The sequence below is a fragment of the Castellaniella sp. genome (genome assembly GCF_041675725.1).
GTDB lineage: Bacteria > Pseudomonadota > Gammaproteobacteria > Burkholderiales > Burkholderiaceae_B > Castellaniella.
Window position 1 is genome coordinate 17252 of the sequence record NZ_JBAYTI010000016.1, and the last position, 26944, is coordinate 44195.

Annotated in this window: 24 protein-coding genes and 1 other RNA gene; 21 read left to right on the plus strand and 4 right to left on the minus strand. The window is 64.5% G+C overall.

What is annotated here, in order from left to right; genetic code table 11:
* The first annotated feature begins 18 nt into the window (after window positions 1-18).
* From ffs to recR, 4 genes are all read left to right on the plus strand, one after another.
* Window positions 19-116, plus strand: an RNA gene (gene ffs, locus WCZ84_RS04870) — signal recognition particle sRNA small type.
* A gap of 25 nt (window positions 117-141) precedes the next feature.
* Window positions 142-1959, plus strand: coding sequence for a DNA polymerase III subunit gamma/tau (gene dnaX / locus WCZ84_RS04875; protein ID WP_372685138.1), 1818 nt, complete (start codon window positions 142-144; stop codon window positions 1957-1959).
* 42 nt (window positions 1960-2001) lie between these two features.
* Window positions 2002-2328: a YbaB/EbfC family nucleoid-associated protein gene (locus tag WCZ84_RS04880; RefSeq protein WP_372685139.1), complete on the plus strand. Its 327-nt coding sequence runs from the start codon at window positions 2002-2004 to the stop codon at window positions 2326-2328.
* On the plus strand, window positions 2328-2936 hold the full coding sequence (gene recR, locus WCZ84_RS04885; RefSeq protein ID WP_372685140.1) for a recombination mediator RecR: 609 nt from the start codon (window positions 2328-2330) through the stop codon (window positions 2934-2936). The genes WCZ84_RS04880 and recR overlap by 1 nt, the downstream gene beginning before the upstream one ends.
* A gap of 6 nt (window positions 2937-2942) precedes the next feature.
* Here the strand turns inward: recR and tal are convergent, their stop codons facing one another.
* Entirely contained in the window at window positions 2943-3908 is a 966-nt protein-coding gene (gene tal, locus WCZ84_RS04890) for a transaldolase (protein ID WP_372685141.1), read from the minus strand.
* A gap of 130 nt (window positions 3909-4038) precedes the next feature.
* On the opposite strand from tal, the gene carA reads away from it, so the two are divergent.
* The 4 genes from carA to greA all read left to right on the plus strand — a co-directional run bounded on the left by carA (window position 4039) and on the right by greA (window position 10453).
* Window positions 4039-5208, plus strand: coding sequence for a glutamine-hydrolyzing carbamoyl-phosphate synthase small subunit (carA, locus tag WCZ84_RS04895; protein ID WP_372685142.1), 1170 nt, complete (start codon window positions 4039-4041; stop codon window positions 5206-5208).
* A gap of 18 nt (window positions 5209-5226) precedes the next feature.
* Entirely contained in the window at window positions 5227-8466 is a 3240-nt protein-coding gene (gene carB / locus WCZ84_RS04900; RefSeq protein WP_372685143.1) for a carbamoyl-phosphate synthase large subunit, read from the plus strand.
* Window positions 8467-8544: 78 nt separating this feature from the next.
* Window positions 8545-9855, plus strand: coding sequence for a solute carrier family 23 protein (locus tag WCZ84_RS04905; RefSeq protein WP_372685144.1), 1311 nt, complete (start codon window positions 8545-8547; stop codon window positions 9853-9855).
* A 121-nt stretch (window positions 9856-9976) separates the two neighbouring features.
* Window positions 9977-10453, plus strand: a complete 477-nt coding sequence (gene greA, locus WCZ84_RS04910) for a transcription elongation factor GreA (RefSeq protein ID WP_372685145.1) — start codon at window positions 9977-9979, stop codon at window positions 10451-10453.
* Here greA and WCZ84_RS04915 read toward each other — a convergent pair.
* Window positions 10440-10979 (minus strand): YhbY family RNA-binding protein, encoded by a 540-nt coding sequence (locus WCZ84_RS04915; RefSeq protein WP_372685146.1) that lies wholly within the window; start codon window positions 10977-10979, stop codon window positions 10440-10442. The two genes, greA and WCZ84_RS04915, sit on opposite strands and share 14 nt — an antisense overlap.
* A 17-nt stretch (window positions 10980-10996) precedes the next feature.
* Between WCZ84_RS04915 and WCZ84_RS04920 the strand changes: the two genes are divergently transcribed.
* The 5 genes from WCZ84_RS04920 to WCZ84_RS04940 all read left to right on the plus strand — a co-directional run bounded on the left by WCZ84_RS04920 (window position 10997) and on the right by WCZ84_RS04940 (window position 16636).
* The gene (locus tag WCZ84_RS04920) at window positions 10997-11653 is read left to right on the plus strand and encodes an RlmE family RNA methyltransferase (RefSeq protein ID WP_372685147.1); all 657 of its coding nucleotides are present in this window, start codon (window positions 10997-10999) and stop codon (window positions 11651-11653) included.
* A 121-nt stretch (window positions 11654-11774) separates the two neighbouring features.
* Window positions 11775-13679, plus strand: a complete 1905-nt coding sequence (gene ftsH / locus WCZ84_RS04925) for an ATP-dependent zinc metalloprotease FtsH (RefSeq protein WP_372685148.1) — start codon at window positions 11775-11777, stop codon at window positions 13677-13679.
* A gap of 74 nt (window positions 13680-13753) precedes the next feature.
* Window positions 13754-14533: a dihydropteroate synthase gene (gene folP, locus WCZ84_RS04930; protein WP_372685149.1), complete on the plus strand. Its 780-nt coding sequence runs from the start codon at window positions 13754-13756 to the stop codon at window positions 14531-14533.
* Window positions 14530-15879, plus strand: coding sequence for a phosphoglucosamine mutase (gene glmM / locus WCZ84_RS04935; protein ID WP_372685150.1), 1350 nt, complete (start codon window positions 14530-14532; stop codon window positions 15877-15879). The genes folP and glmM overlap by 4 nt, the downstream gene beginning before the upstream one ends.
* Before the next feature lie 7 nt (window positions 15880-15886).
* A complete protein-coding gene (locus tag WCZ84_RS04940; protein ID WP_372685151.1) occupies window positions 15887-16636 on the plus strand; it encodes a GNAT family N-acetyltransferase in 750 nt (249 codons plus the stop codon).
* On the opposite strand, the gene WCZ84_RS04945 is transcribed toward WCZ84_RS04940, so the two are convergent.
* Window positions 16618-18132: an exopolyphosphatase gene (locus WCZ84_RS04945; RefSeq protein ID WP_372685152.1), complete on the minus strand. Its 1515-nt coding sequence runs from the start codon at window positions 18130-18132 to the stop codon at window positions 16618-16620. The two genes, WCZ84_RS04940 and WCZ84_RS04945, sit on opposite strands and share 19 nt — an antisense overlap.
* Before the next feature lie 148 nt (window positions 18133-18280).
* Between WCZ84_RS04945 and ppk1 the strand changes: the two genes are divergently transcribed.
* From ppk1 to WCZ84_RS04985, 8 genes are all read left to right on the plus strand, one after another.
* Window positions 18281-20272, plus strand: a complete 1992-nt coding sequence (gene ppk1 / locus WCZ84_RS04950) for a polyphosphate kinase 1 (protein ID WP_372685168.1) — start codon at window positions 18281-18283, stop codon at window positions 20270-20272.
* A 138-nt stretch (window positions 20273-20410) separates the two neighbouring features.
* Complete coding sequence (pstS, locus tag WCZ84_RS04955) at window positions 20411-21418, plus strand: phosphate ABC transporter substrate-binding protein PstS (RefSeq protein WP_372685153.1); 1008 nt, start codon at window positions 20411-20413, stop codon at window positions 21416-21418.
* Entirely contained in the window at window positions 21415-22353 is a 939-nt protein-coding gene (gene pstC, locus WCZ84_RS04960; RefSeq protein WP_372685154.1) for a phosphate ABC transporter permease subunit PstC, read from the plus strand. The genes pstS and pstC overlap by 4 nt, the downstream gene beginning before the upstream one ends.
* A 1-nt stretch (window position 22354) precedes the next feature.
* The gene (gene pstA / locus WCZ84_RS04965; RefSeq protein WP_372685155.1) at window positions 22355-23215 is read left to right on the plus strand and encodes a phosphate ABC transporter permease PstA; all 861 of its coding nucleotides are present in this window, start codon (window positions 22355-22357) and stop codon (window positions 23213-23215) included.
* Between the two features lie 17 nt (window positions 23216-23232).
* The gene (gene pstB, locus WCZ84_RS04970) at window positions 23233-24015 is read left to right on the plus strand and encodes a phosphate ABC transporter ATP-binding protein PstB (RefSeq protein WP_372685156.1); all 783 of its coding nucleotides are present in this window, start codon (window positions 23233-23235) and stop codon (window positions 24013-24015) included.
* An 86-nt stretch (window positions 24016-24101) separates the two neighbouring features.
* A complete protein-coding gene (locus tag WCZ84_RS04975; RefSeq protein ID WP_372685157.1) occupies window positions 24102-24479 on the plus strand; it encodes a PepSY domain-containing protein in 378 nt (125 codons plus the stop codon).
* Window positions 24476-25153 carry a response regulator transcription factor gene (locus tag WCZ84_RS04980; protein ID WP_372685158.1) on the plus strand — a complete coding sequence of 226 codons (678 nt, stop codon included), beginning with the start codon at window positions 24476-24478 and terminating at the stop codon, window positions 25151-25153. The genes WCZ84_RS04975 and WCZ84_RS04980 overlap by 4 nt, the downstream gene beginning before the upstream one ends.
* Window positions 25150-26526: a sensor histidine kinase gene (locus tag WCZ84_RS04985; protein ID WP_372685159.1), complete on the plus strand. Its 1377-nt coding sequence runs from the start codon at window positions 25150-25152 to the stop codon at window positions 26524-26526. Before WCZ84_RS04980 ends, WCZ84_RS04985 begins: the two co-directional genes overlap by 4 nt.
* Here the strand turns inward: WCZ84_RS04985 and WCZ84_RS04990 are convergent.
* On the minus strand, window positions 26517-26927 hold the full coding sequence (locus tag WCZ84_RS04990; RefSeq protein WP_372685160.1) for a DoxX family protein: 411 nt from the start codon (window positions 26925-26927) through the stop codon (window positions 26517-26519). The genes WCZ84_RS04985 and WCZ84_RS04990 overlap by 10 nt on opposite strands.
* Between the last annotated feature and the right edge of the window lie 17 nt (window positions 26928-26944).

Sequence of the window (26944 nt, forward strand, 5' to 3'; positions counted from 1 at the left end):
CCCTGTTAAAATCAGGGCGGCGGGCCCCTTCGCATGGTTCGGCGGTCAACCTGGTCAGGTCGGGAACGAAGCAGCCACAGCCGTGCAGAATCAGTGCCGAAGTCAGGCTCGCCTCTTCATTTCCTTTCTGGCAAGGCGCCTGTGAGCTATCTCGTTCTGGCGCGCAAATGGCGCCCCCGCACTTTCGAGACCCTGGTCGGCCAAGAGCACGTGGTCCGCGCGCTCACGCATGCGCTGTCTTCCGGCCGGCTGCATCACGCCTGGCTGTTCACTGGCACCCGGGGTGTGGGCAAGACCACGCTGTCGCGTATTCTGGCCAAATCCCTCAATTGCGAGCAAGGGGTCACCGCTGCGCCGTGTGGTCATTGCCAGGCCTGCACCGAAATCGATGCCGGCCGCTACGTCGACTACATCGAGCTCGACGCCGCCTCCAATCGCGGGGTGGACGAAATGACCCAGCTGCTCGAGCAGGCCATATACGCACCTTCGTCGGGGCGTTACAAGGTCTACATGATCGACGAAGTCCACATGTTGACCGGCCACGCCTTCAACGCCATGCTCAAGACGCTGGAAGAGCCGCCCGAGCACGTCAAGTTCATTCTGGCCACCACGGACCCGCAAAAAATTCCTGTTACGGTGCTGTCCCGCTGCCTGCAGTTCAATCTCAAGCAAATGACGGTACCGGCCATGGTCGAGCACCTCACGCACGTGCTCGAAGACGAAGCCATCGACGCCGAGCCGCAGGCCCTGCGCTTGCTGGCGCAGGCGGCGGCAGGTTCCATGCGCGATGCCTTGTCTCTGGCCGATCAGGCCATTTCATATGCCGCTGGCCCGCTCACGGCTGCCGTGGTCGGCGAGATGCTCGGCACACTCGATCAGCATCAGCTGGTGGCGTTGGTGCAGGCATTGGCTGCACGCGATGCCGGCGGGGTGTTGGCCGTGGCGGACGATCTCCTGGCACGCGGCCTGTCATTTCGGGTGGCGTTGGGCGATCTGGCCACGCTGCTGTCACGTGTGGCCATGACCCGGCAGCTGGGCCAGGCGCCCGCAGATGACCCCCAGGCCGATGATCTCGTGGCGCTGGCCAGGCTGCTCGCCCCCGATACCCTGCAGCTGTTCTACACGGTGGCTGTGCACAGCCGGGCCGAGCTCGCCCTGGCACCAGACGAATACGCTGGTTTCGTGATGGCCTGTCTGCGCATGCTGGCCCTGGCGCCAGAGCGTGATGATCCGGTGGCGGATACCGCAGGCGATGATCTATCGCTTGACGTGGATAATTCATCGCCTGATGCGGATGGTTCGTCGCCTGATGCCGGCAGTCCACCGCCTGCAGCAGATCGCCGGGCGCCCGACATGGGCCGCTCGCCAGATACTGCCGATCCGCCCGAGGCCCTGGCAGAGGGCACCCCGTCGGCAGAGGATGACGGCCCACCCTGGGATCCGGACGGCGATCTGATCCCAGACGAAAACTTTGCAGATTTCGTGCCGGATGACGCACTCGAGCTGCCCGTTCAGGTTGCCGAGCGCGCCAGGGGGCGGTCGGGTGGGTCGGCGGTGATTGCGCAGATACCAGATCCGGCTGCCATGACCCCCCAGGCCTGGCCCGAACTGGCGGCGCGTCTGCCCGTCACCGGTGCGGCCCGTGCCCTTGCTCTGAACAGCGAATGGGTGGCCGCAGACGACACGCAGATCCGGTTGCGGGTCGCGATCCACACATTATCGGGTGGAGGGGGGCAAGAGCGGCTTTGCACGGTGTTGTCCGAACACTATGCGCGGGTCCTGCGCCTCGATATCGAATATGGCGAAACCGGTGCGGATACGGCGCATGCGGTGAGCGAGGCCGAACAGGCGCGACGCCAGGAACAAGCCGAACACGCGGCTGAACGCGACCCCTTGATACAGGCCCTGGGCAGCCAGTTTGGGGCCCGGATCGTTCCTGGTTCGGTGCGCCCAGCCTGAAGCTTTTCTCCACTTTTTGTCCAATGACACGAGACCCCTGAGATGATGAAGAACCAGATTGCCGGCTTGATGCGCCAGGCGCAGCAAATGCAGGAAAACATGAAGAAGGCCCAGGACGCCCTGGCCGACATCCTGGTGGAAGGTGCGGCGGGTGGGGGGCTGGTCAAGGTGAGCATGAACTGCAAATATGACGTCAAGCGGGTCACCATCGACCCCACGCTGTTTGACGACGACCGCGACATGATCGAAGACCTCGTGGCCGCCGCGTTCAATGACGCCCAGCGCAAGGCCGAGGCCACCGCCCAAGAAAAAATGGCATCCGTCACGGCCGGCATGTCCTTGCCTGCGGGCATGAAGCTGCCCTTCTGATGCCCGCGCCGCTGCCCGAGCCCGAACCCCTGAGGGCATTGGTCGAGGCCCTGCGGGCCTTGCCCGGGGTGGGCGTGCGCACGGCCAGGCGCATGGCCTACCACCTGCTGCAGCATGATCCGCAGGCTGCGCTGCAGTTGGGCGCGGCCTTGCAGCAGGCCGTCGAAGGCCTGCAGCACTGCCGGCAATGCCATTCATTTTCTCAGGAACCGGTGTGCCCGGTCTGCCAGGATCCCGAACGCGACGCATCCTTGTTGTGCGTGGTCGAAAACCCGGCCGATCAGCAGGTGATCGAGTCCAGCCACGGCTACAACGGGCTTTATTATGTTCTGATGGGGCGGCTTGCGCCGCTAGAGGGGGTGGGCCCCGAGCAGGTCCGTTTTGCCGAGCTGCGCACGCGCGCCACCGACGGTGCGGTGCGCGAAGTCATCCTGGCCACCAGCTTTACGGCCGAGGGCGAGACCACGGCCTATTACCTGGCCGACATGCTGCGCGCCCAGGGCCTGAAGGTCAGCCGTCTGGCCCGCGGCGTGCCCAGCGGCAGCGAGCTCGAATACGTGGATGCGGGCACCCTCGCCTGGGCCCTGATGGAACGGCGCGGAACCTGAACCGGTTCAGCGCGCGGCCACCCGCCCTGCGCCCAGCAGGGTATCCAGCTGCAGGGCGTCGGCTGTGAACAGGCGGATGCCCTCGGCCAGTTTTTCGGTGGCCATGGCATCTTGGTTGAGTTGGGTGCGAAAAGCCACTTCGTTGCTGGCCTGCCACTCTGGTGCCTGCACTTTGGCCTGGTCGACGCTCAGGCCGGCCGGCAGGGGATCGGCGCTGGCGGCCAGCTCGGCCATGAGCGCGGGGCTGATGGTCAGCAGATCGCAGCCGGCCAGCGCGCGGATCTGGCCGATGTTGCGAAAGCTGGCCCCCATGATCTGCGTATCCAGGTTGTAGGCCTTGAAGTAATTGTAGATGCGGGTGACGGACTGCACGCCCGGGTCATGGACGCCGGCGTGAGCGGCTTCGTCCCAGGCGGCTCCGGCTGCTTTTTTGTACCAGTCGTAGATGCGGCCCACGAACGGAGAGATCAGCGTGACACCCGCTTGGGCACAGGCGATGGCCTGGGGCAGCGAAAACAGCAGGGTCAGGTTGCAATGGATGCCCTCGGCTTCCAGCACCCGGGCCGCCTGGATGCCTTCCCAGGTGGAAGCCAGCTTGATTAGCACCCGCTCGCGCGCGATGCCGGCTGCTTCGTACAGCGCGATGATTTGGCGTGCCCGCTCGATGCTGGCCTGGCTGTCGAACGAGAGCCGGGCATCGACTTCGGTGGAGACCCGCCCGGGTACGATGGCCAGGATCTCGCGCCCGAATGCCACCAACAGGTGGTCGACCTGTTCGGACAGGCTCGCTGCGGGGTGATCCCGCAGGATCTGGTCGAGCAGGGGCCGGTACCGTTCTTGCTGGACGGCTTTCAGAATCAGTGTGGGGTTGGTGGTGGCGTCGGTGGGCTGCCAGGCCCGCATGGCGTCGAAGTCACCCGTATCGGCCACGACCGTGGTCAGTGCGCGCAGCGCGTCCAGTTGATGGGGCATGTTGCAATAAACCTTGATGTAAAAGCTGTCCAAGCGGCACGCCTGGACCCCGTGCAGGCGGCTGATGGCGGGATCATGCGCACTGTATAATGCGAAGGTTTAACATCCGTTTCGCATCCGGGGTCATATCTTGCTGCCGTCGATCTTTCCCGAGGGGCCTGCCGGCCGCTCACCAGCAATTCTTGCCTTGGCTGACGGTACCATATTCCGGGGCATATCCATAGGCGCCCAAGGTTATTCCGTCGCCGAGATCGTTTTCAACACCGCCATGACGGGCTACCAGGAGATCCTCACCGATCCCAGCTACAGCGGGCAGATCGTCACCTTCACCTATCCGCATATCGGCAACACCGGCGTAAACGACGAAGACGTCGAGTCCGATCGCATCCACGCCGCCGGTCTGGTGGTGCGCGACTGCCCAGCCCGGGTGTCCAGCTTCCGGGCCACCCGCAGCCTGCCCGACTACCTGCAGGCCGAAGGCATCGTCGCCATTTCAGGTATCGACACCCGCAAACTCACGCGCATCCTGCGTGATCGTGGGGCCCAGGGGGCCTGCCTGTTCGTGGGCGATGACGTCGACCAGGCGGTTGCGCTCGCGCGCCAGTTCGGCGGCATGGAAGGCCAGGACCTCGCGCTGAAAGTCAGCACGCCGGCGGCTGCCACCTGGGAGCAGGGTACCTGGCAGCTGGGCAGTGGCTATCAGGCGCCCAGCGATCCCCGGTTTGAAGTCATCGCCTACGACTACGGCATCAAGGCCAACATTCTGCGCCTGCTGGCCGACAGGGGCTGTCGCATCACGCTGGTGCCAGCTACCACGCCGGTAGACGAAATCCTCGCCCGGCAGCCCGATGGCGTGTTCCTGTCCAACGGGCCCGGCGATCCCGCCGCTTGCGATTATGCCGCGCAGGCCAGCAGGGCCATCATCGAACGCGGTATTCCCCTGTTCGGCATCTGTCTGGGGCAACAGGTGCTGGGGCTGACCCTCGGCGGGCGTACGGTGAAAATGAAATCCGGCCACCACGGTGCCAATCATCCCGTACAAGAGCTGGCGACGGGGCGGGTGTTCATCACCAGCCAGAACCACGGCTTCACGGTCGATGGCGACAGCCTGCCCGCCAATGCGCGTGTGACGCACGTGTCTCTGTTCGATGGCAGCCTGCAGGGTTTCGAACTCATCGACAAACCGGTGTTCTGCTTTCAGGGGCACCCCGAAGCCAGCCCGGGGCCGCACGACATCAACGTGCTGTTCGACAAATTCATCGAGCTCATGGCGCAATACAAAGCCCAATCGTCACACTAAGCACTCCGGCCATCCCACATGCCCAAACGTTCAGACATCCACAGCATTCTCATTATCGGGGCGGGCCCCATCATCATCGGCCAGGCCTGCGAGTTCGACTACTCCGGCGCCCAGGCCTGCAAGGCCCTGAAGGCCGACGGCTTCCACACCATCCTGGTGAACAGCAACCCGGCCACCATCATGACGGACCCGGATACGGCCGACGTCACCTATATCGAACCCATCACCTGGCAGGCGCTCGAAAAAATCATCGCCATCGAGAAACCCGATGCCGTGCTGCCCACCATGGGCGGGCAGACCGCCCTGAACTGCGCGCTCGATCTGGCGCGCCACGGGGTGCTCGAGCGCTACGGGGTCGAGCTCATCGGGGCCAATGCCAAGGCCATCGAAAAGGCCGAAGACCGGCTCAAGTTCAAGGATGCCATGACGTCCATCGGGCTCGAGTCGGCCAAATCAGGCATCGCGCACAGCATGGACGACGCTTGGGCGGTTCAGAAACGGATTGCGGCAGAGCTCGGCAATTCTGGCTTTCCCATGGTGGTGCGCCCCAGCTTCACCCTGGGCGGAACGGGGGGCGGCATCGCCTACAACGCCGAAGAATTCGAAATCATCTGCCGCAGGGGCCTCGAGGCCTCGCCCACGCACGAGCTGCTGATCGAGGAATCCCTGCTGGGCTGGAAAGAATTCGAGATGGAGGTCATTCGCGACTGCGTCGACAACTGCATCATCGTCTGCTCGATCGAGAACCTCGACCCCATGGGCGTCCACACGGGGGATTCGATCACCGTGGCACCTGCCCAGACGCTGACCGACAAGGAATACCAGGTGATGCGCGATGCCTCCATCGCCATCCTGCGCGAGATCGGCGTGGACACGGGCGGCTCCAACGTCCAGTTCGCCGTCAATCCAGACAACGGCCGGCTGATCGTAATCGAAATGAACCCGCGGGTTTCGCGGTCTTCGGCGCTGGCCTCCAAGGCCACGGGGTTTCCGATCGCCAAGGTGGCGGCGCGCCTGGCCGTGGGTTATACGCTCGACGAGCTCGACAACGAAATCACCGGCGGGGCCACGCCTGCCTCTTTCGAGCCGGCGGTGGACTACGTCGTCGTCAAAGTGCCGCGGTTCGCCTTCGAGAAATTTCCTCAGGCCGATTCGCGTCTGACCACCCAGATGAAGTCGGTGGGCGAAGTCATGGCCATCGGCCGCACCTTCCAGGAATCCTTCCAAAAGGCCTTGCGCGGGCTCGAGGTCGGGGTCGACGGCCTGAATCAGATGACCACCGACCGCGAACGCCTGCAGATCGAACTGGGCGAGCCCGGGCCTGAACGCATCTGGTACGTGGGTGATGCCTTCGCGCAAGGCTTCAGCCTGGACGAAGTCCACCAGCTCACGCGCATCGACCCCTGGTTTCTTGCGCAGATCCAGGAAATCGTCGATATCGAACTGGCGCTGGAACAGCGCACGCTGTCCGATCTCGACGAGGCCACCATGCGCGAGCTCAAGCGCCGCGGCTTCTCCGACCGCCGCCTGGCCTGGCTGCTCGACACCACCGAGGCCGAGGTCCGCAAGCAGCGCCACCTGATGAACGTGCGCCCGGTCTACAAGCGGGTCGACACCTGTGCGGCCGAGTTCCCCACGACCACGGCATACCTGTACTCCACCTACGAGGACGAAGACGAATCCAGCCCCAGCGACCGTCAGAAGATCATCGTGCTGGGGGGCGGCCCCAACCGCATCGGCCAGGGCATCGAGTTCGACTACTGCTGCGTGCATGCGGCCATCGCTTTGCGTGAGGATGGTTTTGAAACCATCATGGTCAACTGCAATCCCGAAACCGTCTCCACCGATTACGACACGTCCGATCGCCTGTATTTCGAGCCGCTGACGCTCGAAGACGTGCTCGAAATCGTGCACAAGGAAAACCCCCTGGGCGTAATCGTGCAGTATGGCGGGCAGACGCCCCTCAAGCTGGCCCGCGCGCTCGAGGCCAGCGGGGTGCCCATCATCGGCACCAGCCCGGATTCGATCGACGTGGCCGAAGATCGCGAACGCTTCCAGAAGCTGCTCAACAAGCTGGGCCTGCGTCAGCCGGCCAACCGCACGGCGCGCACCGAACACGAGGCCCTGGCGCTGGCATCGGAAATCGGCTATCCGCTGGTGGTGCGCCCCAGCTACGTGCTGGGCGGGCGCGCCATGGAAATCGTGCACGAACCCCAGGACCTCGAGCGCTACATGCGCGAGGCTGTCAAGGTCAGTAATGACTCTCCGGTGTTGCTCGATCACTTTCTCAATAATGCCACCGAGGTCGATGTCGATTGCCTGGCCGATGGCGAACAAGTCATCATCGGCGGGGTCATGGAGCACATCGAGCAAGCCGGCGTGCATTCGGGGGATTCGGCCTGCAGCCTGCCGCCGTATTCACTGTCGCCCGAAACCGTACAGGAGATCCGGCGCCAGACCACGCTCATGGCCCGCGCACTGAACGTCAAGGGCCTGATGAACGTGCAGTTCGCCATTCAGGAAGGCGAAGTCTACGTGCTCGAGGTCAACCCGCGGGCATCGCGCACCGTGCCTTTCGTCTCCAAGGCCACCGGCAGTCCGCTTGCCAAGATCGCTGCGCGCGTCATGGCCGGTCGCAGCCTGGCGTCGCAAGCGGTCCAGACGGTCCCCGAGCCGCGCTATTACTGCGTCAAGGAAGCCGTCTTCCCCTTCATCAAGTTTCCGGGCGTCGATACGATCCTCGGGCCCGAAATGAAATCCACGGGTGAGGTCATGGGGGTGGGCGAGTCGTTTGGCGAAGCTTTCGTCAAATCGCAGATCGCTGCCGGAGCCTGGCTGCCCGAGGCGGGGCAGGTGTTCATCAGCGTGCGCGACCAAGACAAACCACGCGCCGTCGAGGTGGCCCGTGGGCTGGCTGGCATGGGCTTTCAGCTGGTGGCCACCCGCGGTACGGCCGACGTCATCGAGGCGGCCGGCCTGGTGGTCAAACGTGTCAACAAGGTGACCGAAGGCCGGCCCAATATCGTCGACATGCTCAAGAACGACGAGATCGCCATGGTGATCAACACCGTCGAAGAGCGGCGCAATGCGATCGCGGACTCGCGTGCCATACGCATCCAGGCGCTGGCCAACCGGGTCACGTTCTTCACCACCATCGCGGGGGCCTGCGCCGCGGTCGAGGGTCTGCAGTACTTGCGTCATGGCGATGGCCTGACGGTGTATTCACTGCAGTCCATGCACGCCGCGCACGCAAGCTGAAGCTCCAACGAAACCATTGCCCCGCCATTCTCGGCGGGGTTTTTTTGAACCGCGTCATACAGATCGAGAGCTCAAATCATGTCTCAGACCTATTTCCCGCGCTGGCGCCTGGTCTCGGGGACGGCCGAAGGGGCCGTGGTGCAACCCGATGAAACCATGCCCTTGCCGCAGACGGTGGCCATGGGCGCTCAGCACGTCGTGGCCATGTTCGGCTCGACGATTCTGGCACCGCTCATCATGGGCTTCGATCCCAACATGGCCATCCTCATGTCCGGGGTGGGCACGCTGGTGTTCTTCCTGTTCGTGGGCGGGCGCGTGCCCAGTTACCTGGGCTCCAGCTTTGCCTTCATTGGCGGGGTGGTGGCGGTCAGCGGCTATGCCGGCAGCGGTCCGAATCTGAATATGGGCGTCGCCCTGGGCGCCATCGTGGTTTGTGGCTTTCTCTATGCCCTGATCGGGCTGCTGGTCATGTGGGTGAATGCCCGCCAGGGAGGGGCTGCAGAGTGGATCGATCGCTGGATGCCGCCGGTGGTGACCGGGGCCGTAGTGGCCGTCATCGGCCTGAATCTGGCACCGATCGCGGCCAAGGGGGCCATGGGCGGCAGCCTCTTCGAGGCCCTGATGGCCTTGCTGACCATCTTGTGCGTGGGGGGTGTGGCGGTCTATACCCGGGGGCTGGTGCAGCGTCTGCTGATTCTGGTCGGCCTGCTGGCGGCCTGTGTACTGTACGCCTTGCTGGCCAATGGCCTGGGCCTGGGGGCGCCGATCGATTTCGCCGCAATTGCCGCTGCGCCGTGGCTGGGTTTGCCGCAGGTGACCACGCCGGTCTTCCAGGCCCACGCCATCGGCGTGATTGCCCCGGTGGCGATCATCCTGGTCGCCGAAAACCTGGGTCATATCAAGGCGGTCAGCGCCATGACCGGGCAGAACCTCGATCGCTACCTGGGGCGGGCCTTCCTGGGCGATGGGGTGGCCACCATGATCTCGGGATCGGTGGGCGGGACCGGGGTCACGACATATGCCGAGAACATCGGCGTCATGACCGTCACCAAGATCTATTCGACGCTGGTGTTCGTGGTGGCGGCCCTGGTGGCGCTGTTGCTGGGGTTCTCGCCCAAGTTCGGGGCCGTCATACAGGCCATTCCCGGTCCGGTGCTGGGCGGCATGTCGGTCGTGGTGTTTGGTTTGATCACCATCGCCGGTGCGCGCATCTGGGTCGTCAACCAGGTCGATTTCAGCGATAATCGCAACCTCATCGTCGCTGCGGTGACGCTGATTCTCGGGGCCGGCAACTTTGCGCTCGAACTGGGCGGCTTTCGCCTGGATGGTATCGGCACGGCCACTTTTGGGGCGATTCTGCTGCACGCGCTATTGCGCGGCAGGGCTTGATTTTTTCGTTCGAAATGCCCACAATATGAAGCAGCACCCCGGTTCTGCCGGGGTTTTTCGCATGTATCCATAAAATCGGGGCGCCCCGCGCATGGGGCGTTTTCCTTCTCGAGTCCACACCATGTCTGCGATCCCCCTGACCGCTCGCGGGGCTGAGCGCCTGCAAGCCGAACTGCAACGTCTCAAGACGGTCGAACGCCCGGACGTCATCAATGCCATTGCCGAAGCACGGGCCCAGGGCGACCTGTCCGAAAATGCCGAATACGATGCAGCCCGCGAGCGTCAGGGCTTCATCGAAGGGCGCATCAAGGAACTCGAGGGCGCCCTGTCCAACGCCCAGATCATTCATCCGGCCGAACTCGATGCCGATGGTCGGGTGGTGTTTGGCGCAACGGTCGAAATCGAAGACCTGGAATCCGGCCAGCGTCTGGTGTACCAGATCGTGGGCGACATGGAGGCCGACATCCGCGCCAACCGCATTTCCGTATCCAGCCCGGTGGCCCGGGCCCTGATTGGCAAAAGCGCCGGCGACGTGGTCGAGGTGCGCGCGCCGGCCGGGGTACGCGAATACGAAATCCGCGCGGTCAGCTACGAGTAGTGCGGCTACTGCGCCGCCCCGCCCGCAGCGACAGCGCGCTGCCGACCCGGCGTCTGGGGCGGGGGGCTGTGGCGGTGCCGCCAATGGGCCGGCGCGTGCCGTGCGCGGGCTGCCGTGGGCGCGGTGCGGGGCGGCCAGGTGCATCGGCCGCCACCGTGCGGGCCTGCTGTACCCTGCCCGGTCTTTGGGTAGCGCGCCGGCTTGCCGCGACCGGCGTGCGATCATCGGGCGCCTGGGCGGCGGCAGGGGTTGCGCGGGGCCTGTACAGGATCAGAATCTTGCCCAGGTGGTCTACCGCGGCGCACCCAAGCGTGTCGCACAAATGGGCCAGCATGGTTTCGCGGACATCCCGCTCGGCCCCCGAGATACGTACCTTGATGAGTTCGTGGGCCTGCAGGCTGCGTTCGATTTCACCCAGCACCGAGGGCGCCAAGCCGCGGTCGCCGACCAGGACCACCGGGTTCAGGGCGTGGGCCTGGGCGCGCAATGCGCGCCGCTGGGCCGGGGTGATTTCCAGTTTCGTCATCTGGCAATTGTAATGGCATGGCCAAGAAAAAATTCTCCAAGGCCTGGATGCAGCGCCACATTCAGGATCCCTACGTCAAAATGGCGCAACAAAAGGGCTATCGGGCCCGGGCAGCCTTCAAGCTGATCCAGCTGCTCGAGGGCGAATCGCTGTTGCGGCCAGGCGCGGTGGTGGTCGATTTGGGTGCTGCGCCCGGCAGCTGGTCGCAGGTGGTGCGCGAACGTCTGGCAGGGCCGCAAGGCCAGGTCCAGGGGCGCATCCTGGCCCTGGACCTGCTGCCCATGGAACCCGTGGCAGGGGTCGAGTTCATTCAGGGCGACTTCCGCGAGGACGCTGTGCTGCAGCAGTTGCGCGACCGGCTGGCGGGGCAGCCGGTCGATCTTGTCATTTCCGATATGGCCCCCAACTTGTCTGGTGTGGCTTCGGCCGATGCGGCGCGCATGGAGCACGTGTGCGAACTGGCGCTCGAATTCGCCTGCGGGCATCTGCAACCGCGCGGCGCCTTGATCGTCAAGGCGTTTCACGGCAGCGGCTTTTCGCAGCTCGTGCAGGCTTTCAAGCGGCATTTCGTACGGGTGCTCGAGCGCAAGCCGGCCGCCTCGCGCAGCGAGTCGGCTGAAACCTACCTGATCGGCATCGGTCTGAAGCCGGCCGCGCAGCGGCACGGCCGATAACCCGGCCTGGGGGCAGATTGGTCAATGCACAGATCGGGTAAAATGGCAATCAGATACGCCTGATACTTTCCTGCCGGGTACTTTGGCAGCGAAGACAGCGCAAAACCACGGAGATTTCGCATTGAACAACTCGTTTTCCAAGGTCGCAGTCTGGCTGGTGATTGCGCTTGTGCTCTTCACGGTGTTCAAGCAGTTCGACGGCCGGCCCGCCAGCAGCGGGGACGCGGTCAGCTACACCCAATTCATGGATGATGCCCGTGCCGGGCGCATCAACAAGGTCGACATCCAGGGCGATACGCTGTATGTCACGCCCGATGCCGGGCGCTCCTACAGCCTGACCTCGCCGGGCGACCTCTGGATGGTGCCCGAACTGGTCAAGAACGGCGTCCAGGTCTCCGGCAAGGCCCGCGAAGAACCATCCTTCCTCACCAGCCTGTTCATTTCATGGTTCCCCATGCTGCTGCTCATCGGCGTGTGGATCTTTTTCATGCGCCAGATGCAGGGGGGCGGCAAGGGCGGCGCGTTCAGTTTCGGCAAGTCGCGCGCCCGCATGCTCGATGAAAACAACAACAACGTCACTTTTGCAGACGTCGCCGGCTGCGACGAGGCCAAGGAAGACGTCCAGGAACTGGTCGATTTCCTGCGCGATCCCACCAAATTCCAGCGCCTGGGCGGGCGTATTCCCCGCGGGGTGCTCATGGTGGGGCCGCCCGGTACCGGCAAGACCCTGCTGGCCAAGGCCATCGCCGGCGAAGCCAAGGTGCCGTTCTTCAGTATTTCCGGTTCCGATTTCGTCGAGATGTTCGTCGGCGTGGGCGCGGCCCGCGTGCGCGACATGTTCGAAAATGCCAAGAAGCAGTCGCCGTGCATCATCTTCATCGACGAAATCGATGCGGTCGGGCGCCAGCGGGGTGCCGGCCTCGGTGGCGGCAACGACGAGCGCGAACAGACGCTCAACCAGCTGCTGGTCGAAATGGATGGCTTCGAAACCGGCCAGGGGGTGCTGGTGATCGCCGCCACCAACCGCCCTGACGTGCTCGACCCGGCCCTGTTGCGGCCTGGGCGCTTCGACCGCCAGGTGGTGGTCTCGCTGCCCGATATCCGCGGGCGCGAACAGATCCTGAAAGTCCACATGCGCAAGGTGCCCATCGCACCCGACGTCGATCCCAACGTGCTGGCCCGCGGTACGCCGGGCTTTTCCGGGGCCGACCTGGCCAACCTCATCAACGAGGCCGCCCTTTTTGCGGCACGCCGCAATGGGCGCACGGTCGACATGGCGGATCTCGAAAAGGCCAAGGACAAGATCATCATGGGGGCCGAACGGCGTTCCATGATCATGCCCGAGGAAGAGCGCCGCAATACGGCCTACCACGAGTCCGGGCATGCCCTGGTGGCGCGTCTGCTGCCCAAGACCGATCCGGTGCACAAGGTCACCATCATCCCGCGTGGGCGGGCGCTGGGGGTCACCATGCAGCTGCCCGAAACCGACCGCTACAGCATGGATAAAGAACGCCTGCTGAACACGATCGCGGTGCTGTTCGGCGGGCGCATTGCCGAAGAAGTCTTCATGCACCAAATGACGACGGGCGCATCGAACGATTTCGAGCGGGCGACGCAGATCGCGCGCGACATCGTCACCCGCTACGGCATGACCGACACCTTGGGGCCCGTGGTGTATGCCGAAAACGAGGGCGAGGTCTTCCTGGGGCGCAGCGTCACCAAAACCACGCACGTCTCAGAGGCCACCATGCAGAAGGTCGATGCCGAAATCCGCAGCATCATCGATGAGCAATACCGCATTGCACGCGAGCTCATCGAAAGCAATCAAGACAAGATGCATGCCATGGCCAAGGCCCTGCTCGAGTGGGAGACCATCGACGCCGAACAGATCAACGACATCATGGAAGGTCGTCCACCGCGCCCGCCGCACGCGTCCGGCGGCGGCGATACGCCGCCGCACACGCCCCCCTCCACGGGGCAGGCGACGGCCAAGAACGATCAAGATCCGGCCACCACGCCTGTCTGACCGTGTCTGGCGGCAGCACTTCGGGCACGCTGCTTTGCGGGCGTTACAGGATATCCCTGCAGCGCCCGTTGGTCATGGGGGTCGTCAACGTCACGCCCGATTCATTTTCCGACGGCAATGCCTATTTCCAGGCCGACCGGGCGATCGCACAGGCCTGGCGCCTGTGCGAAGAGGGCGCCGACCTGCTCGATATCGGCGGGGAATCCACCCGCCCGGGGTCCCATGGCGTTTCGGCCGCCGAAGAATTGCGCCGCGTCCTGCCGGTGCTCGAGGCCCTGCAATCCTGCGGCCTGCCGCTGTCGGTGGATACTTGCAAGCCTGAGGTCATGCGGGTGGTGCTGCAGGCGGGCGCCGACATGATCAACGACATCAATGGGTTCATGGCGCCGGGGGCGCCCGAAGCGGTTGCACCAAGCGCTTGTGCCGTCTGTGTGATGCACATGCAGGGCCAGCCGCGCAGCATGCAGGATGCCCCACATTACAAGGACGTTGTGGCCGAAGTGCGTGATTTTCTCGCCCGTGGCGCCCAACGCCTGCGCGAGGCGGGGGTGGCGGGCGATCGCATCGTGCTCGATCCGGGCTTTGGCTTTGGCAAGACGGTCGCGCATAATTACACCTTGCTGCATGGCTTGCGGCAGATTGCAGAACCCGGGTTTCCGGTCCTGGTGGGCCTGTCGCGCAAGTCCATGATCGGTGCTGTAACCGGGCGGCCAGTCACAGCGCGCCTGGGGGGTAGCGTCGCAGCAGCCCTGCTGGCAGTCGAGCGCGGTGCCGGCATCGTGCGGGTGCATGATGTCGCCGACACCGTGGATGCCCTGAAAGTCCGGGCGGCAATCCTGGGAGCCACGACATGAGCGGACGCAAGTACTTTGGCACGGACGGGGTGCGTGGCATCGTGGGGGGCGATTGCATCAACGCCGGGTTTGCCTTGCGGCTGGGTTATGCCGCCGGGCGGGTACTCGCCGGTGAAGCAGCCGATGCCGCCAGCGGCCGCCCGACGGTGGTGATCGGCAAAGATACGCGCATCTCGGGCTACATGCTCGAAGCGGCCCTCGAGGCGGGCCTGTCGGCGGCAGGCGTGGATGTCCTGCTGGCCGGGCCCATTCCCACGCCGGCCGTGGCCTATCTGACGCGTGCCTGGCGGTTGGCCGCCGGCATTGTGATCAGTGCCTCTCACAACCCCCACTACGACAATGGCATCAAGTTCTTCTCGGGTGCCGGTACCAAACTGCCCGATGCCACCGAAGCGGCGATCGAGGCGCGCCTCGAAGAGCCGCCGGGGTGCGCGGATTCAGCGGGCCTGGGGCGGGCCCGCCGCATCAACGATGCGGCGGGGCGCTATATCGAATTCTGCAAAAGCACGTTCCCCAACGCACTCGATCTCCAGGGGCTGAAGCTCGTGGTCGATGCCGCCCACGGGGCGGCCTACCACATCGCCCCGCACGTGTTTCGCGAGTTGGGTGCCGAGGTGATCGCCATTGGCTGCCAGCCCGATGGCTTCAACATCAACGAAGGGGTGGGGGCCACCCACCCCGAGGCCTTGCAGCGCGCGGTCATTGAGCATCAGGCCGACCTGGGCATTGCGCTCGATGGCGACGCCGACCGGCTGCAGATGGTGGATGCCGACGGGCGTCTGTTCAATGGCGACGAGCTGCTCTACGCCATTGTGCGGGACCGGGCCCGTGAACGGGCAGTGGCCGGGGTCGTGGGCACGCTGATGACCAACGTCGGCTTCGAGCAGCGCATGTTCGAGCTGGGCATTGCCTTCGAGCGCGCCCAAGTGGGTGACCGCTACGTACTCGAGCGCCTGCACCAGCGCGGCTGGCTATATGGCGGCGAAAGCTCTGGCCACCTGCTGTGTCTCGATCGCCACTCGACAGGTGATGGCATCGTGGCCGCACTGCAGGTATTGGCGGCCCTGCGCCACACGGGCGCCCGGCGTCTGGCCGACCTGACGGCCGGCCTGGCTCTGTATGCACAGAAGATGGTCAATGTACCGCTCGCGCCGGGCCTTGACTGGCAGGCCCACGAGGGCCTGCAGGCCGCGATCCACGCGGTGGAGCGTGCCTTGTCCGGCCGTGGCCGGGTACTGGTGCGGGCCTCGGGCACTGAGCCCAAGCTGCGCCTGATGGTCGAGGCAGCGGATCCGGTCCAGGCTGATGAAGGTGTTCGTCAGCTGCTGGCGGTTCGCCTGACGTGACGCGACCATGAAGCAGATCGACTGGAAAGGGCTCGAGGTCGGCGGCCTGACCCTGAGCCTTGCGCGTACCGAGGCCGAGCTGGCCGAGCTGCAGCGGCTGCGGTTGCGCATCTTCACCGAAGAACTGGGCGCGCATTTTCCTCATGCCCAGGGCGACCGCGATGTAGACCGCTTCGATCCATGGTGCTTGCATTTCATGGTGTGTGACAGCCGCACGGGCCAAGTGGTGGGCACTTATCGCCTGCTGACACCGCAGGCGGCCGTCGAGGCCGGTGGCTATTATTCAGAGTCGGAATTCGACCTGGCTCCCATGCACGCGCTGCGACCCCTGCTGGTCGAGGTCGGCCGCTCGTGCATCGATGCCGGCTACCGGCATGGCACTGCCATCATGCTGTTGTGGTCGGGGCTGGCGCAGATCATGATGCAGGGCGGCTACCGCTACATGCTGGGTTGCGCTAGCGTCAGCCTGCGAGATGGCGGCATCACGGCCTCCGAGGTCTGGCGTCGCGCCCGGGTTCTGCTGGAGCGGCACCCCGATGTACCCCGCCTGCAGCCGCTGCTGCCCTGGCCCCTGGAGCGCCTGAACCGCCAGGAACCGGCCCGCGTGCCGCCACTGATCAAGGGATACCTGCATCTGGGGGCCACCATCTGTGGGGAACCGGCCTGGGATCCGGATTTTCATACGGCCGACTTCCCCATCCTGCTCGATCTCGAATGGCTGGACATACGCTACAAGCGTCATTTCGGCATGCTCTGAGCATTGGCTTCGAGAATTTCGAGGGTGATCCCGACCTTATGCCAGATCCGGGTCTCGGCAGCCAACTGAAAGCGGGTGAGCGGCCGATCGGCCAGCCATCGGGCGTCGAGCGTCAGGAATACGTGCGGGTAGGCCGATTGCAGCGTCATGGCCGGGACATCGGCTGCGTCGCGCCGTCTGAAAAACAGGACGGCCAAGCGCAGGCACAGCAGGGCCAGCCAGCGCGCCGCGTCGGGCTTGCAGGCACGCACCTTGGCCAGGCGCCCCTGGTGGCCCAGCGCGAGAAACGCCAGCAGTTTCTGGTCATCGTGTGAAAACCCCGGCATATCGGCGTGTTCAAGAATATAGGCGGCGTGTTTGTGATAATCGTGGCGCGAGATGGCCAGGCCCACCTCGTGCAGGCGCGCCGTCCAGCCCAGGGCGCGGCGCAATTCGAGCCGCTCGATCGCATCTTCGGCCGCCGGCTGCTGGTCGAACAGCGCCAGCGCCAGGCGGCAGACATTTTCCGCCTGTCCGTCATCCAGGGCATAGCGCCGGATGAACTGGCGCACGGTTTCGTCGCGCTGATCCCGGTGTTGGTCGCGCCCCAGCAGGTCCTGCAGCACGCCCGTGCGCAAGGCGCCTTCACCCGTCTGCATCGTGTCGATGCCCAGCTCGTGGAAGGCCGCGATCATGATGGCCAGGCCACCGGGCAGTACCGGGACGCGCTCGGGTTTCAGGCCGACCCAGTCTTCCAGGCGAACCTGGCCCCTGCGCACCAGACCGGCCCGCAGCTGCTGCATGCCCGACGCGGTGATGCCCGTCTGGCTCAGGCCGTTGCCGCGCAGGATGGCCATCAGACCCTTGGCGGTGCCCGAGGAGCCATAGGCCTCTTGCCAGCCGGCCTGGCGATATCGGCTCGCAATCCCCACGATCGCCACCCGTGCGGCCAGTATGGCCTGCTGCATCCTGGCTTCGGTGATTCGGCCCTGGGGGAAGAAGCGCCGAGTCAGGGTGGTGCAGCCGAGCTCGAGCGAAGCCAGCTGCAGGGGCGTTTTGCCGCGGCCGATGATGAACTCGGTGGAGCCGCCGCCAATGTCGATGACCAGCCGGTGGTGGTCGGTGGGCGGGAGGTCCTGCATGACCCCCAGGTAGATGAGGCGCGCTTCTTCGAGGCCCGAGATGATCTCGATCGGAAAGCCCAGTGCGCGCTCGGCCGCGGGCAGGATGTCTGCCGCGTTGCGCGCCACGCGAAAGGTGTTGGTGGCCACGCAGCGCACATTGGCGGGTGGGAAGCCACGCAGGCGCTCGCCAAAGCGCCGCAGGGTGGCCAGCGCCTGTTCGATGGCGGCCGGCCGCAGCCGCTGGTGTTCATCCAGGCCCTCGGCCATGGCCACCAGCTCACGCAGGTGGTCTTCGGTGTAGACCTGGGCACAGCCACCCTGGCGAACGACCCGGCCGATGGAAAGGCGGAACGTGTTGGATCCGAGGTCGATCGAGGCCAGCCGCTCGCTCATGTCCATACCCGAAATTGTCACACTGTGCGATTATAGTGGTTCAGTCGGGATTCCTTGATCATGGAGCCGTTTCGTGGGCGCCGCAGAATTGCCACCCTTGCTCAATCGCGAGCTTTCTGTCCTGAAATTCAATGAACGCGTGCTGTCCATGGCCGAGCGCAGCGATGTGCCGGCCCTGGAGCGCCTGCGCTATCTGTGCATCGTCGGTTCGAACCTGGACGAGTTCTTCGAGATCCGCATGGCCAGCCTCAAGGAGCAGCAACGCCAGACCCCGGACCTGCGTGGTGTCGATGGCCTGACGCCCGACGAGGCCTTCGACCGGGTGCAACGGGCGGCGCACGTGCTGGTCGACCGGCAGAACCGCCTGCTCGCGGGCGAAGTCATGCCCCGGCTGCTCGAGCAGGGGGTGGGGCTGGTCTATTCCACGGGCTGGACGGATCTGCAGCGCGAATGGGCCCATGGTCTGTTCCAGCGCGACGTGATGCCGCTGCTGACCCCGATCGGGCTGGACCCGGCCCACCCTTTTCCCCGGGTCTATAACAAGAGCCTCAATTTCATCATCTCGCTGACCGGCGAAGACGCGTTCGGGCGCGAAGGCCATATCGCCATCGTTCAGGCACCGCGTGCCTTGCCGCGCATGATCAAGGTGCCGGCCGAGATTGCCGGCATCCCCGATGGCTACATGCTGTTGACCACGGTCATCAATGCATTCGTGGGCGAGCTTTTCCCGGGCATGGATGTGCTCGGCTGCTACCAATGGCGGGTGACCCGCAACAGCGATCTGTATGTAGACGAAGAAGAGATCACCAACCTGAGACAGGCCCTGCAGGGCGAGCTCTCGCAGCGCAATTTCGGCGCGTCGGTACGGCTCGAGATCGCCCACGCCATGCCGCCCGATCTCGAGCTTTTCCTGCAGCGCGAGTTCAACCTGGGGCCGGCGGACACCTATCGCATCAATGGCCCGGTGAATCTGGCGCGCCTGATGCAGCTGTGCGACCGGATCAATCGCCCCGATCTGGAATACCCGGTGTTCAGGCCGCGCATTCCCGAGCCTTTCGATGCCGAAGTGCAGCGCCCCGAAATGATGTTCGCCGCCATTGCGGCTCGCGACCATCTTCTGCACCATCCCTATCAGTCGTTCCAGCCGGTGCTCATGTTCCTGCGCAGCGCGGCGCTCGACAGCCAGGTGGTGGCCATCAAGCAGACCATCTACCGCACGGGTGAAGACTCCGAGCTCATGGGCCTGCTGCTGTCGGCGGCCCGGGCGGGCAAAGAAGTCACCGTGGTGGTCGAACTCATGGCGCGTTTCGACGAGCAGACCAACATCAATTGGGCAGCCCGCCTCGAAGAAGTGGGCGCTCACGTCAGTTATGGCGTGGTCGGCCACAAGACGCACGCGAAAATGGCGCTCGTGCTGCGCCGCGAAGAAGGGCGCCTGCGTCGTTACGGGCACCTGAGCACCGGCAATTATCACTCGCGCACGGCCCGTGTATACACCGATTTTGGCCTGCTCACCGCCAATCAGCAGATCTGTGAAGACATGGATCAGATCTTTTCGCTGCTCACGGGGCTGGGCGCGCGGCGCGAGCTCAAGCTGCTGCTGCAGTCGCCCTTCACGCTGCACGAGACGGTGCTGCAACTCATCCAGCGCGAAACCGAGTTTGCCCGCGCGGGCCGGCGTGCCCGGATCCGGGCCAAAATGAACTCGCTGCTCGAGCCCACCGTGATCCAGGCCTTATATCAGGCCAGCCAGGCCGGGGTGCGCGTGGATCTCATCGTGCGCGGCGCCTGCGCCCTGCAGGCGGGGGTGCCAGGGCTCTCCGAACGCATCCGGGTGCGTTCGATCATAGGGCGCTTCCTCGAGCACTCGCGGGTGTTTTATTTTTACCAGGACGGCGCCGAAGCCCTGTATCTGTCTTCGGCCGACTGGATGGACCGCAATTTCCTGCGCCGGGTCGAGCTCGCCTTTCCGGTGCTCGACAAGGCTTTGCGCCGGCGCGTGATCGACGAGGCCTTTACGTTTGCCTGGCGCGACAACCAGCTGGCCTGGGCGGTACAGGCCGATGGCCGCTATCTGCGGGTGCGCAACCGTCGCGCGCCCTTTAACCTGCATCAGCACCTGATGGCGCGCCTGGCCTGAATCCCACGGCGCTTGCGAGTGGCCTGGGGCGTCCATGGGGTCAAAGTGGAAATTGTCATCAAATTGTCATATTGATAGCCTATCATCTGGGTTTTGGCCTGAATCAGTGCCCGAGGGTACATCTTGCACGGAGGGGGCATGCGCCTGCGCAGCTTGTCCATCATCTGGATCAGCCTGGTCCTGTTGGCGTGCCCGGCAGCATACGCCGCCGACCTGACTGGCGCGGGGGCGTCGTTTCCGTACCCCATCTATGCCAAGTGGGCCGCCCAGTATCACAAGGAAACCGGGCATCGGGTCAATTACCAATCGATCGGCTCGGGTGGCGGGCAGCAGCAGATCATCGCTGGCACGGTGGATTTTGGCGCGTCGGATGATCCCATGCCGCTCGATCAGCTGCAGCGGTATGATTTGCTGCAGTTCCCGGCCATCATCGGCGCCATCGTGCCCATCGTCAACCTGCCGGGCGTGGCGGCCGGCGAACTGCGCCTGACGGGGCCGGTTCTGGCCGACATTTTTCTGGGCCGGATCACCCGTTGGGACGATCCCGCCATCGCGGCCCTGAATCCGGGGCTCAAGCTGCCCGCGCACGGCATTGTCGTCGTCCATCGGGCCGATGGCTCGGGCACCACCTTCGTATGGACGCATTATCTGTCGCAGGTCTCGGCGCGCTGGGCGGCCGAGGTCGGCCAGGGCAAGGCGATCAAATGGCCCACAGGGCACGGCGGCAAGGGCAACGAGGGGGTGGCGGCCTACGTGCGCCAGATCCGCAATGCCATCGGCTATGTCGAATTCGCCTATGCGCATCAGAATGATCTGTCGTGGGCTCAGCTGGAAAACCGCGCCGGCCGCTTCGTGCAGCCCACCCAGGACACTTTCGTGGCAGCGGCGCTGGCGGCCAGCGACGACGATGACCCGAGCATGGGGCTGATGCTGGATAATCAGGCGGGCCCGGATGCCTGGCCCATCACCGCGGCCAGCTTCATCCTGGTGCGCAAGCGTCCTATCCGGCCAGAGCGCAACCAGCAAGTCTATGCGTTCTTTGACTGGGCCTTCAGCCAGGGTGCTGCGCTGGCCCGCACGCTCGACTACGTGCCGCTGCCCGATCCGCTCGTCCAGCGCATTCGCGCACTCTGGAGCGCGCCATGAGCCGGTTTCGCAGCCGGCCATGGGCTGACGCCGGGTTCAGGCAGCTCACGCGCCTGTTCGCCTTCCTGGTTTTTGTCCTGTTGCTGGGCATACTGGGCTCCCTGGTATATGGCAGCCGGGACGCCATCATGACTTTTGGCCCCGCGTTTCTCTGGGGCGAAGACTGGGATCCCGTGCGGCAGAACTTCGGCGCGCTGGTCACGGTGGCCGGTACCTTGATCAGCTCGTTTCTGGCCTTGCTGATTGCCGTGCCGGTCTCCTTCGGCATCGCCTGGTTCCTGACCGAGCTCGCCCCGATGTGGATGCGGCGGCCCCTGGGCATTGCCATCGAGATGCTGGCGGCCATCCCGTCCATCATCTACGGCATGTGGGGCCTGTTCGTGTTCGTGCCGCTGTTTCAGGCCCACGTGCAGCCGCACGTCATCGGCCTGTTTGCCGGCGTGCCGGTACTCGAGCATCTGTTTGCCGGTCCGCCCATGGGCATCGGGCTGTTCACGGCGGGCCTGATTCTGTCCATCATGATCGTGCCCTTTATTGCGGCGGTGATGCGCGACGTCTTCGAACAGGTGCCCGCCATGCTCAAGGAATCTGCGTACGGCCTGGGCAGCACCACCTGGGAAGTGGTCTGGAAGGTGATGCTGCCCTATACCCGCCAAGGTGTCATTGGCGGCATCATGCTGGGCCTGGGCCGGGCCCTGGGCGAAACCATGGCGGTCACCTTCGTGATCGGCAACGCTTTCAAGCTGCCGTCCTCCATTTTCTCGCCGTCCAACTCGATCGCTTCGGCGCTGGCCAACGAATTCAACGAAGCCGGCGGTTTGCAGAAATCGGCGCTGCTCGAACTGGGGCTGATACTTTTTCTGATCACCACCGTGGTGCTGGCGCTGTCGAAATTCATGCTGCTGCGCATGGCCCGCAAAGAGGGGACTCGCTGACATGGCTGCAACACCCGCCCCCATTCTGTCCAATAATCCGCTCTATCGGCGCCGACGCTTCACCAACCGCCTGATGCTGGGCCTCTCGGGTCTTGCACTGGGCTCGGGTCTGTTCTGGCTGGCGTGGATCATCATCACCTTGCTGGTCAAGGGGGGGGCGGCGCTGTCGCCCGCTCTGCTGCTCGAGAGCACGCCACCCCCCGGCGAGGCGGGCGGCCTGCTGAATGCCATCGTCGGCAGCGTCCTGATTTCAGGCGTGGCGACACTGATCGGTACCCCGATCGGTGTGCTGGCCGGTACGTACCTGGCCGAATATGGCCAGCGCGGCTGGCTCGCACCGATGACCCGGTTCCTGAATGACGTGCTGCTCTCGGCCCCCTCGATCGTCATCGGCCTGTTCATCTATGCCGTATACGTTGCGCAGGTCGGGCACTATTCCGGCTGGGCGGGGGCCTTTGCACTGGCTATTCTGGTCATCCCGGTGGTGGTGCGCGCCACCGACAATATGCTGGGCCTGGTACCCAACAGCCTGCGCGAGGCGGCTGCGGCGCTGGGTTGCCCACAGTGGCGCATCGTGCTGTTCATTTCCTACCGGGCCGCGCGCTCGGGCATCATCACCGGCATCCTGCTGGCGGTGGCGCGTATTGCGGGGGAGACGGCCCCATTGCTGTTTACCGCGCTCAACAACCAGTTCCTGTCTTTGAACATGAACGCGCCCATGGCCAACCTGCCGGTGGTGATCTTCCAGTATGCCGCCAGCCCGTTCGAAGACTGGAACCATCTCGCCTGGGCCGGAGCCGCCCTGATCACCCTGCTGGTACTGGCGATCAACATTGCCGCCCGCAGCCTGTTTCGCAAATGATGCCGGCAAGCCATCCCATGACATCCACCCTGCATATGCCCGATGAGCGCACCAAACTGGCGGTGCGCAACCTGAACTTCTACTATGGCAACTTCCATGCGCTGCACGATATCAACATGGATATCTTCGAGCACAAGGTCACGGCTTTCATCGGCCCCTCGGGCTGCGGGAAATCGACGCTGCTGCGTACCTTCAATCGCATGTTCGAGCTCTATCCAGGCCAGCGCGCCGAGGGCACCATCGAGCTCGATGGCGAAGACTTGCTCAACTCGAAGCGCGACATCTCCCTGATCCGCGCCAAGGTCGGCATGGTGTTCCAAAAGCCAACGCCGTTTCCCATGAGCATTTACGACAACATCGCGTTTGGCGTGCGCCTGTTCGAGCGCTTGAGCAAGGGCGAGATGGATGAGCGCGTCGAATGGGCCCTGACCAAGGCCGCGCTGTGGAACGAAGTCAAAGACAAACTGGGCCAGAACGGCAACGGCCTGTCGGGCGGGCAGCAGCAGCGCCTGTGCATTGCGCGCGGGGTGGCCATCAAACCCGAGGTCATTCTGCTCGATGAGCCCTGCTCGGCGCTGGACCCCATTTCCACAGCGAAGGTCGAAGAACTGATTGCCGAACTCAAATGGGACTACACCGTGGTCATCGTCACGCACAACATGCAACAGGCCGCGCGCTGTTCGGACTACACCGCGTATATGTACCTGGGCGAGCTCATGGAATACGGCCCCACCGATCAGATCTTCGTCAAGCCGCGGCGCAAAGAGACCGAAGACTACATTACCGGGCGGTTCGGCTAGCCGCCTTCGGGTGGCCGCCCGTTCATCTGCTGTTCAGGGTCAGATGCGTATCGTGTGGGTATCTTGAACCTAAAGAGGAAACCGACATGAACCGCAGAAATCTTTTGATGGCCACGCTGGCCGCGCCCCTGGGCTTGTATGCCGCCAGCAGCCAGGCCGACGACGACGACCGCGAGCGGGCCGAGCAACTGCAGGCCTTGGGCGAGGTCCTGCCCCTGCAAGAGGTTCTGGCCAGCGTGCAGAAGACGTATCCCGGCCAGGTACTGAAGGTCGAGTTCGAAGAGGACGACGATTGCAAGCACGCGCGCAGAAAAGGCCGCGATTGCGAGATTCGCTGGATCTACGAATTCAAGATCCTGCAGCCCGAGGGCCGACTGGTCAAGCTCGACGTAGACGCGCGTACAGGCGAGGTGATCAAGGTGTCTCGCAAGGACGCTCGAACCAACAGGAAAAAGCGCTCATGAGGCTGTTGCTGGTCGAAGACGAACCCCTGCTGTCTGCACAGCTCAAGGACGTGCTCCAGAAGGCCAGCTACGTGGTCGACGTGGTTCATGACGGGATCGAGGCCGAATACCAGGGTCTCCATGAACCCTACGATCTCGCGGTGCTCGATCTCGGCCTGCCTGGGCGCGACGGCCTGAGCGTGCTGCGCGCCTGGCGCCAGGCGAATCGATCCATGCCGGTGCTGATCCTGACGGCACGCGACAATTGGCACGACAAAGTGGTGGGCATCGATGCCGGCGCCGACGACTACCTGACGAAACCGTTTCACTCCGAAGAGCTGCTGGCCCGTGTGCGCGCCCTGCTGCGTCGTGCCGCCGGGCATGCCTCGGCAGATATCTGCTGCGGGCCGTTGCGCCTGGATCCGCGTCAGGCGCGCATCTGGCTGGATGATGCCCCGCTGGAGCTGACCAGCCACGAATACCGGGTCCTGGCGTACCTGATGATGCATCGCGGCGAAGCCGTTTCGCGCACCGAGCTCACTGAACATATTTATGCGCAGGATTTCGACCGCGACTCGAACACCATCGAGGTGTTCATTGCCCGTCTGCGCCGCAAGATTCCGGCCCATCTGATCCAGACCCTGCGGGGTCTGGGGTACCGGCTGGCCTGTCCGGGGGAGACGTCGGCCCCGTGAATGCCACCCACCCGTCCTTGCGCTGGCGCCTGCTCCTGGGGACCCTGATCTGGGTGTTGCTGAGCGTGGCGGCCGCAGGCTGGGGCATACAGACGCTGTTTCGCCAGCACATACGCGCCCAGCTGCAAAGCGAACTGGGTATTTATCTGGATCACCTGACCGCAGCCATCCAGGTGGATCCGGAAGGTCGGCTCTCGTTGGCCACTCAGCCGGCCGATCCGCGCTTCAGCATGCCATTTTCAGGCCTGTATTGGCAGATCTCCGCCCCGGCCGAGGATGGCCTGTCTGCCCAGTTGCTGCGTTCGCGCTCATTGTGGGATGTGCGCCTGGCCGATGATCGACCCAGCCAGCGGACGGGTGGCGACCTGCAGACCACCACCCGGCTGTCCAGCCACGATGCGCTTTTGCAGATGCGGGTGCGTACGGTGTACCCGGCCGAAGGCCCCCGCGACCGGCTGGTGCTGTCGGCAGCAGCCGATCAGGCCTTGTGGGCCGAGCCGGTGGCCCGGTTCAATCGCGAGTTGGCCCTGGCGCTGGGCATTTTGCTGCTTGGGCTGATGGCCGCCGTATGGATGCAGGTCTGGTTCGGCCTGCGGCCATTGACCTCGCTGCGATCCCGTTTGGCAGCGCTGCGCAGCGGGCAGGCAGAGCGGATCGGCGGCGCTTTCCCAGCTGAAATCCAGCCTTTGGTGAACGATCTCAACCAGGTGCTTGCGCAGAATGCGCAGGGCCTGGAGCGTGCCCGCATGCAGGCCGGCAACCTGGCGCACGCGCTCAAGACGCCGCTGAGCGTCATGGCCAATGCGGCAGCGGCCCAGGATGCCGAACTGCCGCGCCTGGTGGCCGAGCAGATCGAGGCCGCCCGGCGCCAGGTGGATTATCATCTGGTGCGCGCCCGGGCCGCGGCCGCCGTGCGTCAGCCAGGCCTGCGCAGCCCGGTGCTGCCGTTGCTGCAGGGGCTGGTGCGGGTCATGGAAAGGGTTCATGCCGAGCGTGCCCTGCAGTACGACCTCAGTGGTGTGTCTGCGGATCTGGCGTTTCAGGGCGAGGCGCAGGATTTTCAGGAGATGCTAGGCAATCTTCTCGACAATGCCGGAAAGTGGGCGCGTCGTACGGTGCGGGTGGCCGCCCGCCTGGGCGCCCGGGGGCTGGAAATCCGGATGGAAGACGACGGCCCGGGGCTGGCGCCAGGCCAGTTCGAGCGGGTCTTCGAGCGGGGCTCGAGGGCCGACGAAAAAGCGCCGGGCTCAGGGCTCGGCCTGGGGATCGTGCGCGACCTGGCCGAGCTGTATGGCGGCGGGGTGCACCTGGAGCGCAGTGCGCGGCTGGGCGGTGCCTGCGTGGTGCTGACCCTGCCCGGCGTTCAGTTGTAGCGCCCCTCGCGCCCGCCCAGGCTGAAGGCCCCTGCGCCCAGCAGAAGGATGGCGACGCTGCCGAACAGGAACATACCCTGCAACTCGAGTGCGTAACCCCCCGATTTGCCCAGAGTGAATAGTTCTGCCAGGTGTATCAGCCCGATGACGAAGAGCATGTTGACGATTGCAATCGCCGCGCCCACACGGGTAAACAGGCCGAGAATAATCAGAATCGGGGCGACGACTTCGCCCAGATAGACGCCGTAGGCAAAGAAACCAGGCAGGCCTTTGCCAGTCAGGACGTTGACCAGCCAGCCAAGGTCTGCGCCCAGCTTGGCCACGCCATGCAACAACAGAAAGATGCCCAGACTCAGGCGCAGGACAAGTTTGCCCAGATCGTCGCAAGTTGAACAAGACATGAATGGTGGATTCCGGA

What these genes read in the sequence shown, in the direction of transcription:
- WCZ84_RS04880 (WP_372685139.1), top strand. Translation starts at nt 2,002, where the DNA reads ATGATGAAGAACCAGATTGCCGGCTTGATGCGCCAGGCGCAGCAAATG.
- recR (WP_372685140.1), top strand. Translation starts at nt 2,328, where the DNA reads ATGCCCGCGCCGCTGCCCGAGCCCGAACCCCTGAGGGCATTGGTCGAG.
- tal (WP_372685141.1), bottom strand. Translation starts at nt 3,908, where the DNA reads ATGCCCCATCAACTGGACGCGCTGCGCGCACTGACCACGGTCGTGGCC.
- carB (WP_372685143.1), top strand. Translation starts at nt 5,227, where the DNA reads ATGCCCAAACGTTCAGACATCCACAGCATTCTCATTATCGGGGCGGGC.
- WCZ84_RS04905 (WP_372685144.1), top strand. Translation starts at nt 8,545, where the DNA reads ATGTCTCAGACCTATTTCCCGCGCTGGCGCCTGGTCTCGGGGACGGCC.
- greA (WP_372685145.1), top strand. Translation starts at nt 9,977, where the DNA reads ATGTCTGCGATCCCCCTGACCGCTCGCGGGGCTGAGCGCCTGCAAGCC.
- WCZ84_RS04915 (WP_372685146.1), bottom strand. Translation starts at nt 10,979, where the DNA reads ATGACGAAACTGGAAATCACCCCGGCCCAGCGGCGCGCATTGCGCGCC.
- WCZ84_RS04920 (WP_372685147.1), top strand. Translation starts at nt 10,997, where the DNA reads ATGGCCAAGAAAAAATTCTCCAAGGCCTGGATGCAGCGCCACATTCAG.
- folP (WP_372685149.1), top strand. Translation starts at nt 13,754, where the DNA reads ATGGGGGTCGTCAACGTCACGCCCGATTCATTTTCCGACGGCAATGCC.
- glmM (WP_372685150.1), top strand. Translation starts at nt 14,530, where the DNA reads ATGAGCGGACGCAAGTACTTTGGCACGGACGGGGTGCGTGGCATCGTG.
- WCZ84_RS04940 (WP_372685151.1), top strand. Translation starts at nt 15,887, where the DNA reads ATGAAGCAGATCGACTGGAAAGGGCTCGAGGTCGGCGGCCTGACCCTG.
- WCZ84_RS04945 (WP_372685152.1), bottom strand. Translation starts at nt 18,132, where the DNA reads ATGAGCGAGCGGCTGGCCTCGATCGACCTCGGATCCAACACGTTCCGC.
- ppk1 (WP_372685168.1), top strand. Translation starts at nt 18,281, where the DNA reads ATGGCCGAGCGCAGCGATGTGCCGGCCCTGGAGCGCCTGCGCTATCTG.
- pstS (WP_372685153.1), top strand. Translation starts at nt 20,411, where the DNA reads ATGCGCCTGCGCAGCTTGTCCATCATCTGGATCAGCCTGGTCCTGTTG.
- pstC (WP_372685154.1), top strand. Translation starts at nt 21,415, where the DNA reads ATGAGCCGGTTTCGCAGCCGGCCATGGGCTGACGCCGGGTTCAGGCAG.
- pstA (WP_372685155.1), top strand. Translation starts at nt 22,355, where the DNA reads ATGGCTGCAACACCCGCCCCCATTCTGTCCAATAATCCGCTCTATCGG.
- pstB (WP_372685156.1), top strand. Translation starts at nt 23,233, where the DNA reads ATGACATCCACCCTGCATATGCCCGATGAGCGCACCAAACTGGCGGTG.
- WCZ84_RS04975 (WP_372685157.1), top strand. Translation starts at nt 24,102, where the DNA reads ATGAACCGCAGAAATCTTTTGATGGCCACGCTGGCCGCGCCCCTGGGC.
- WCZ84_RS04980 (WP_372685158.1), top strand. Translation starts at nt 24,476, where the DNA reads ATGAGGCTGTTGCTGGTCGAAGACGAACCCCTGCTGTCTGCACAGCTC.
- WCZ84_RS04990 (WP_372685160.1), bottom strand. Translation starts at nt 26,927, where the DNA reads ATGTCTTGTTCAACTTGCGACGATCTGGGCAAACTTGTCCTGCGCCTG.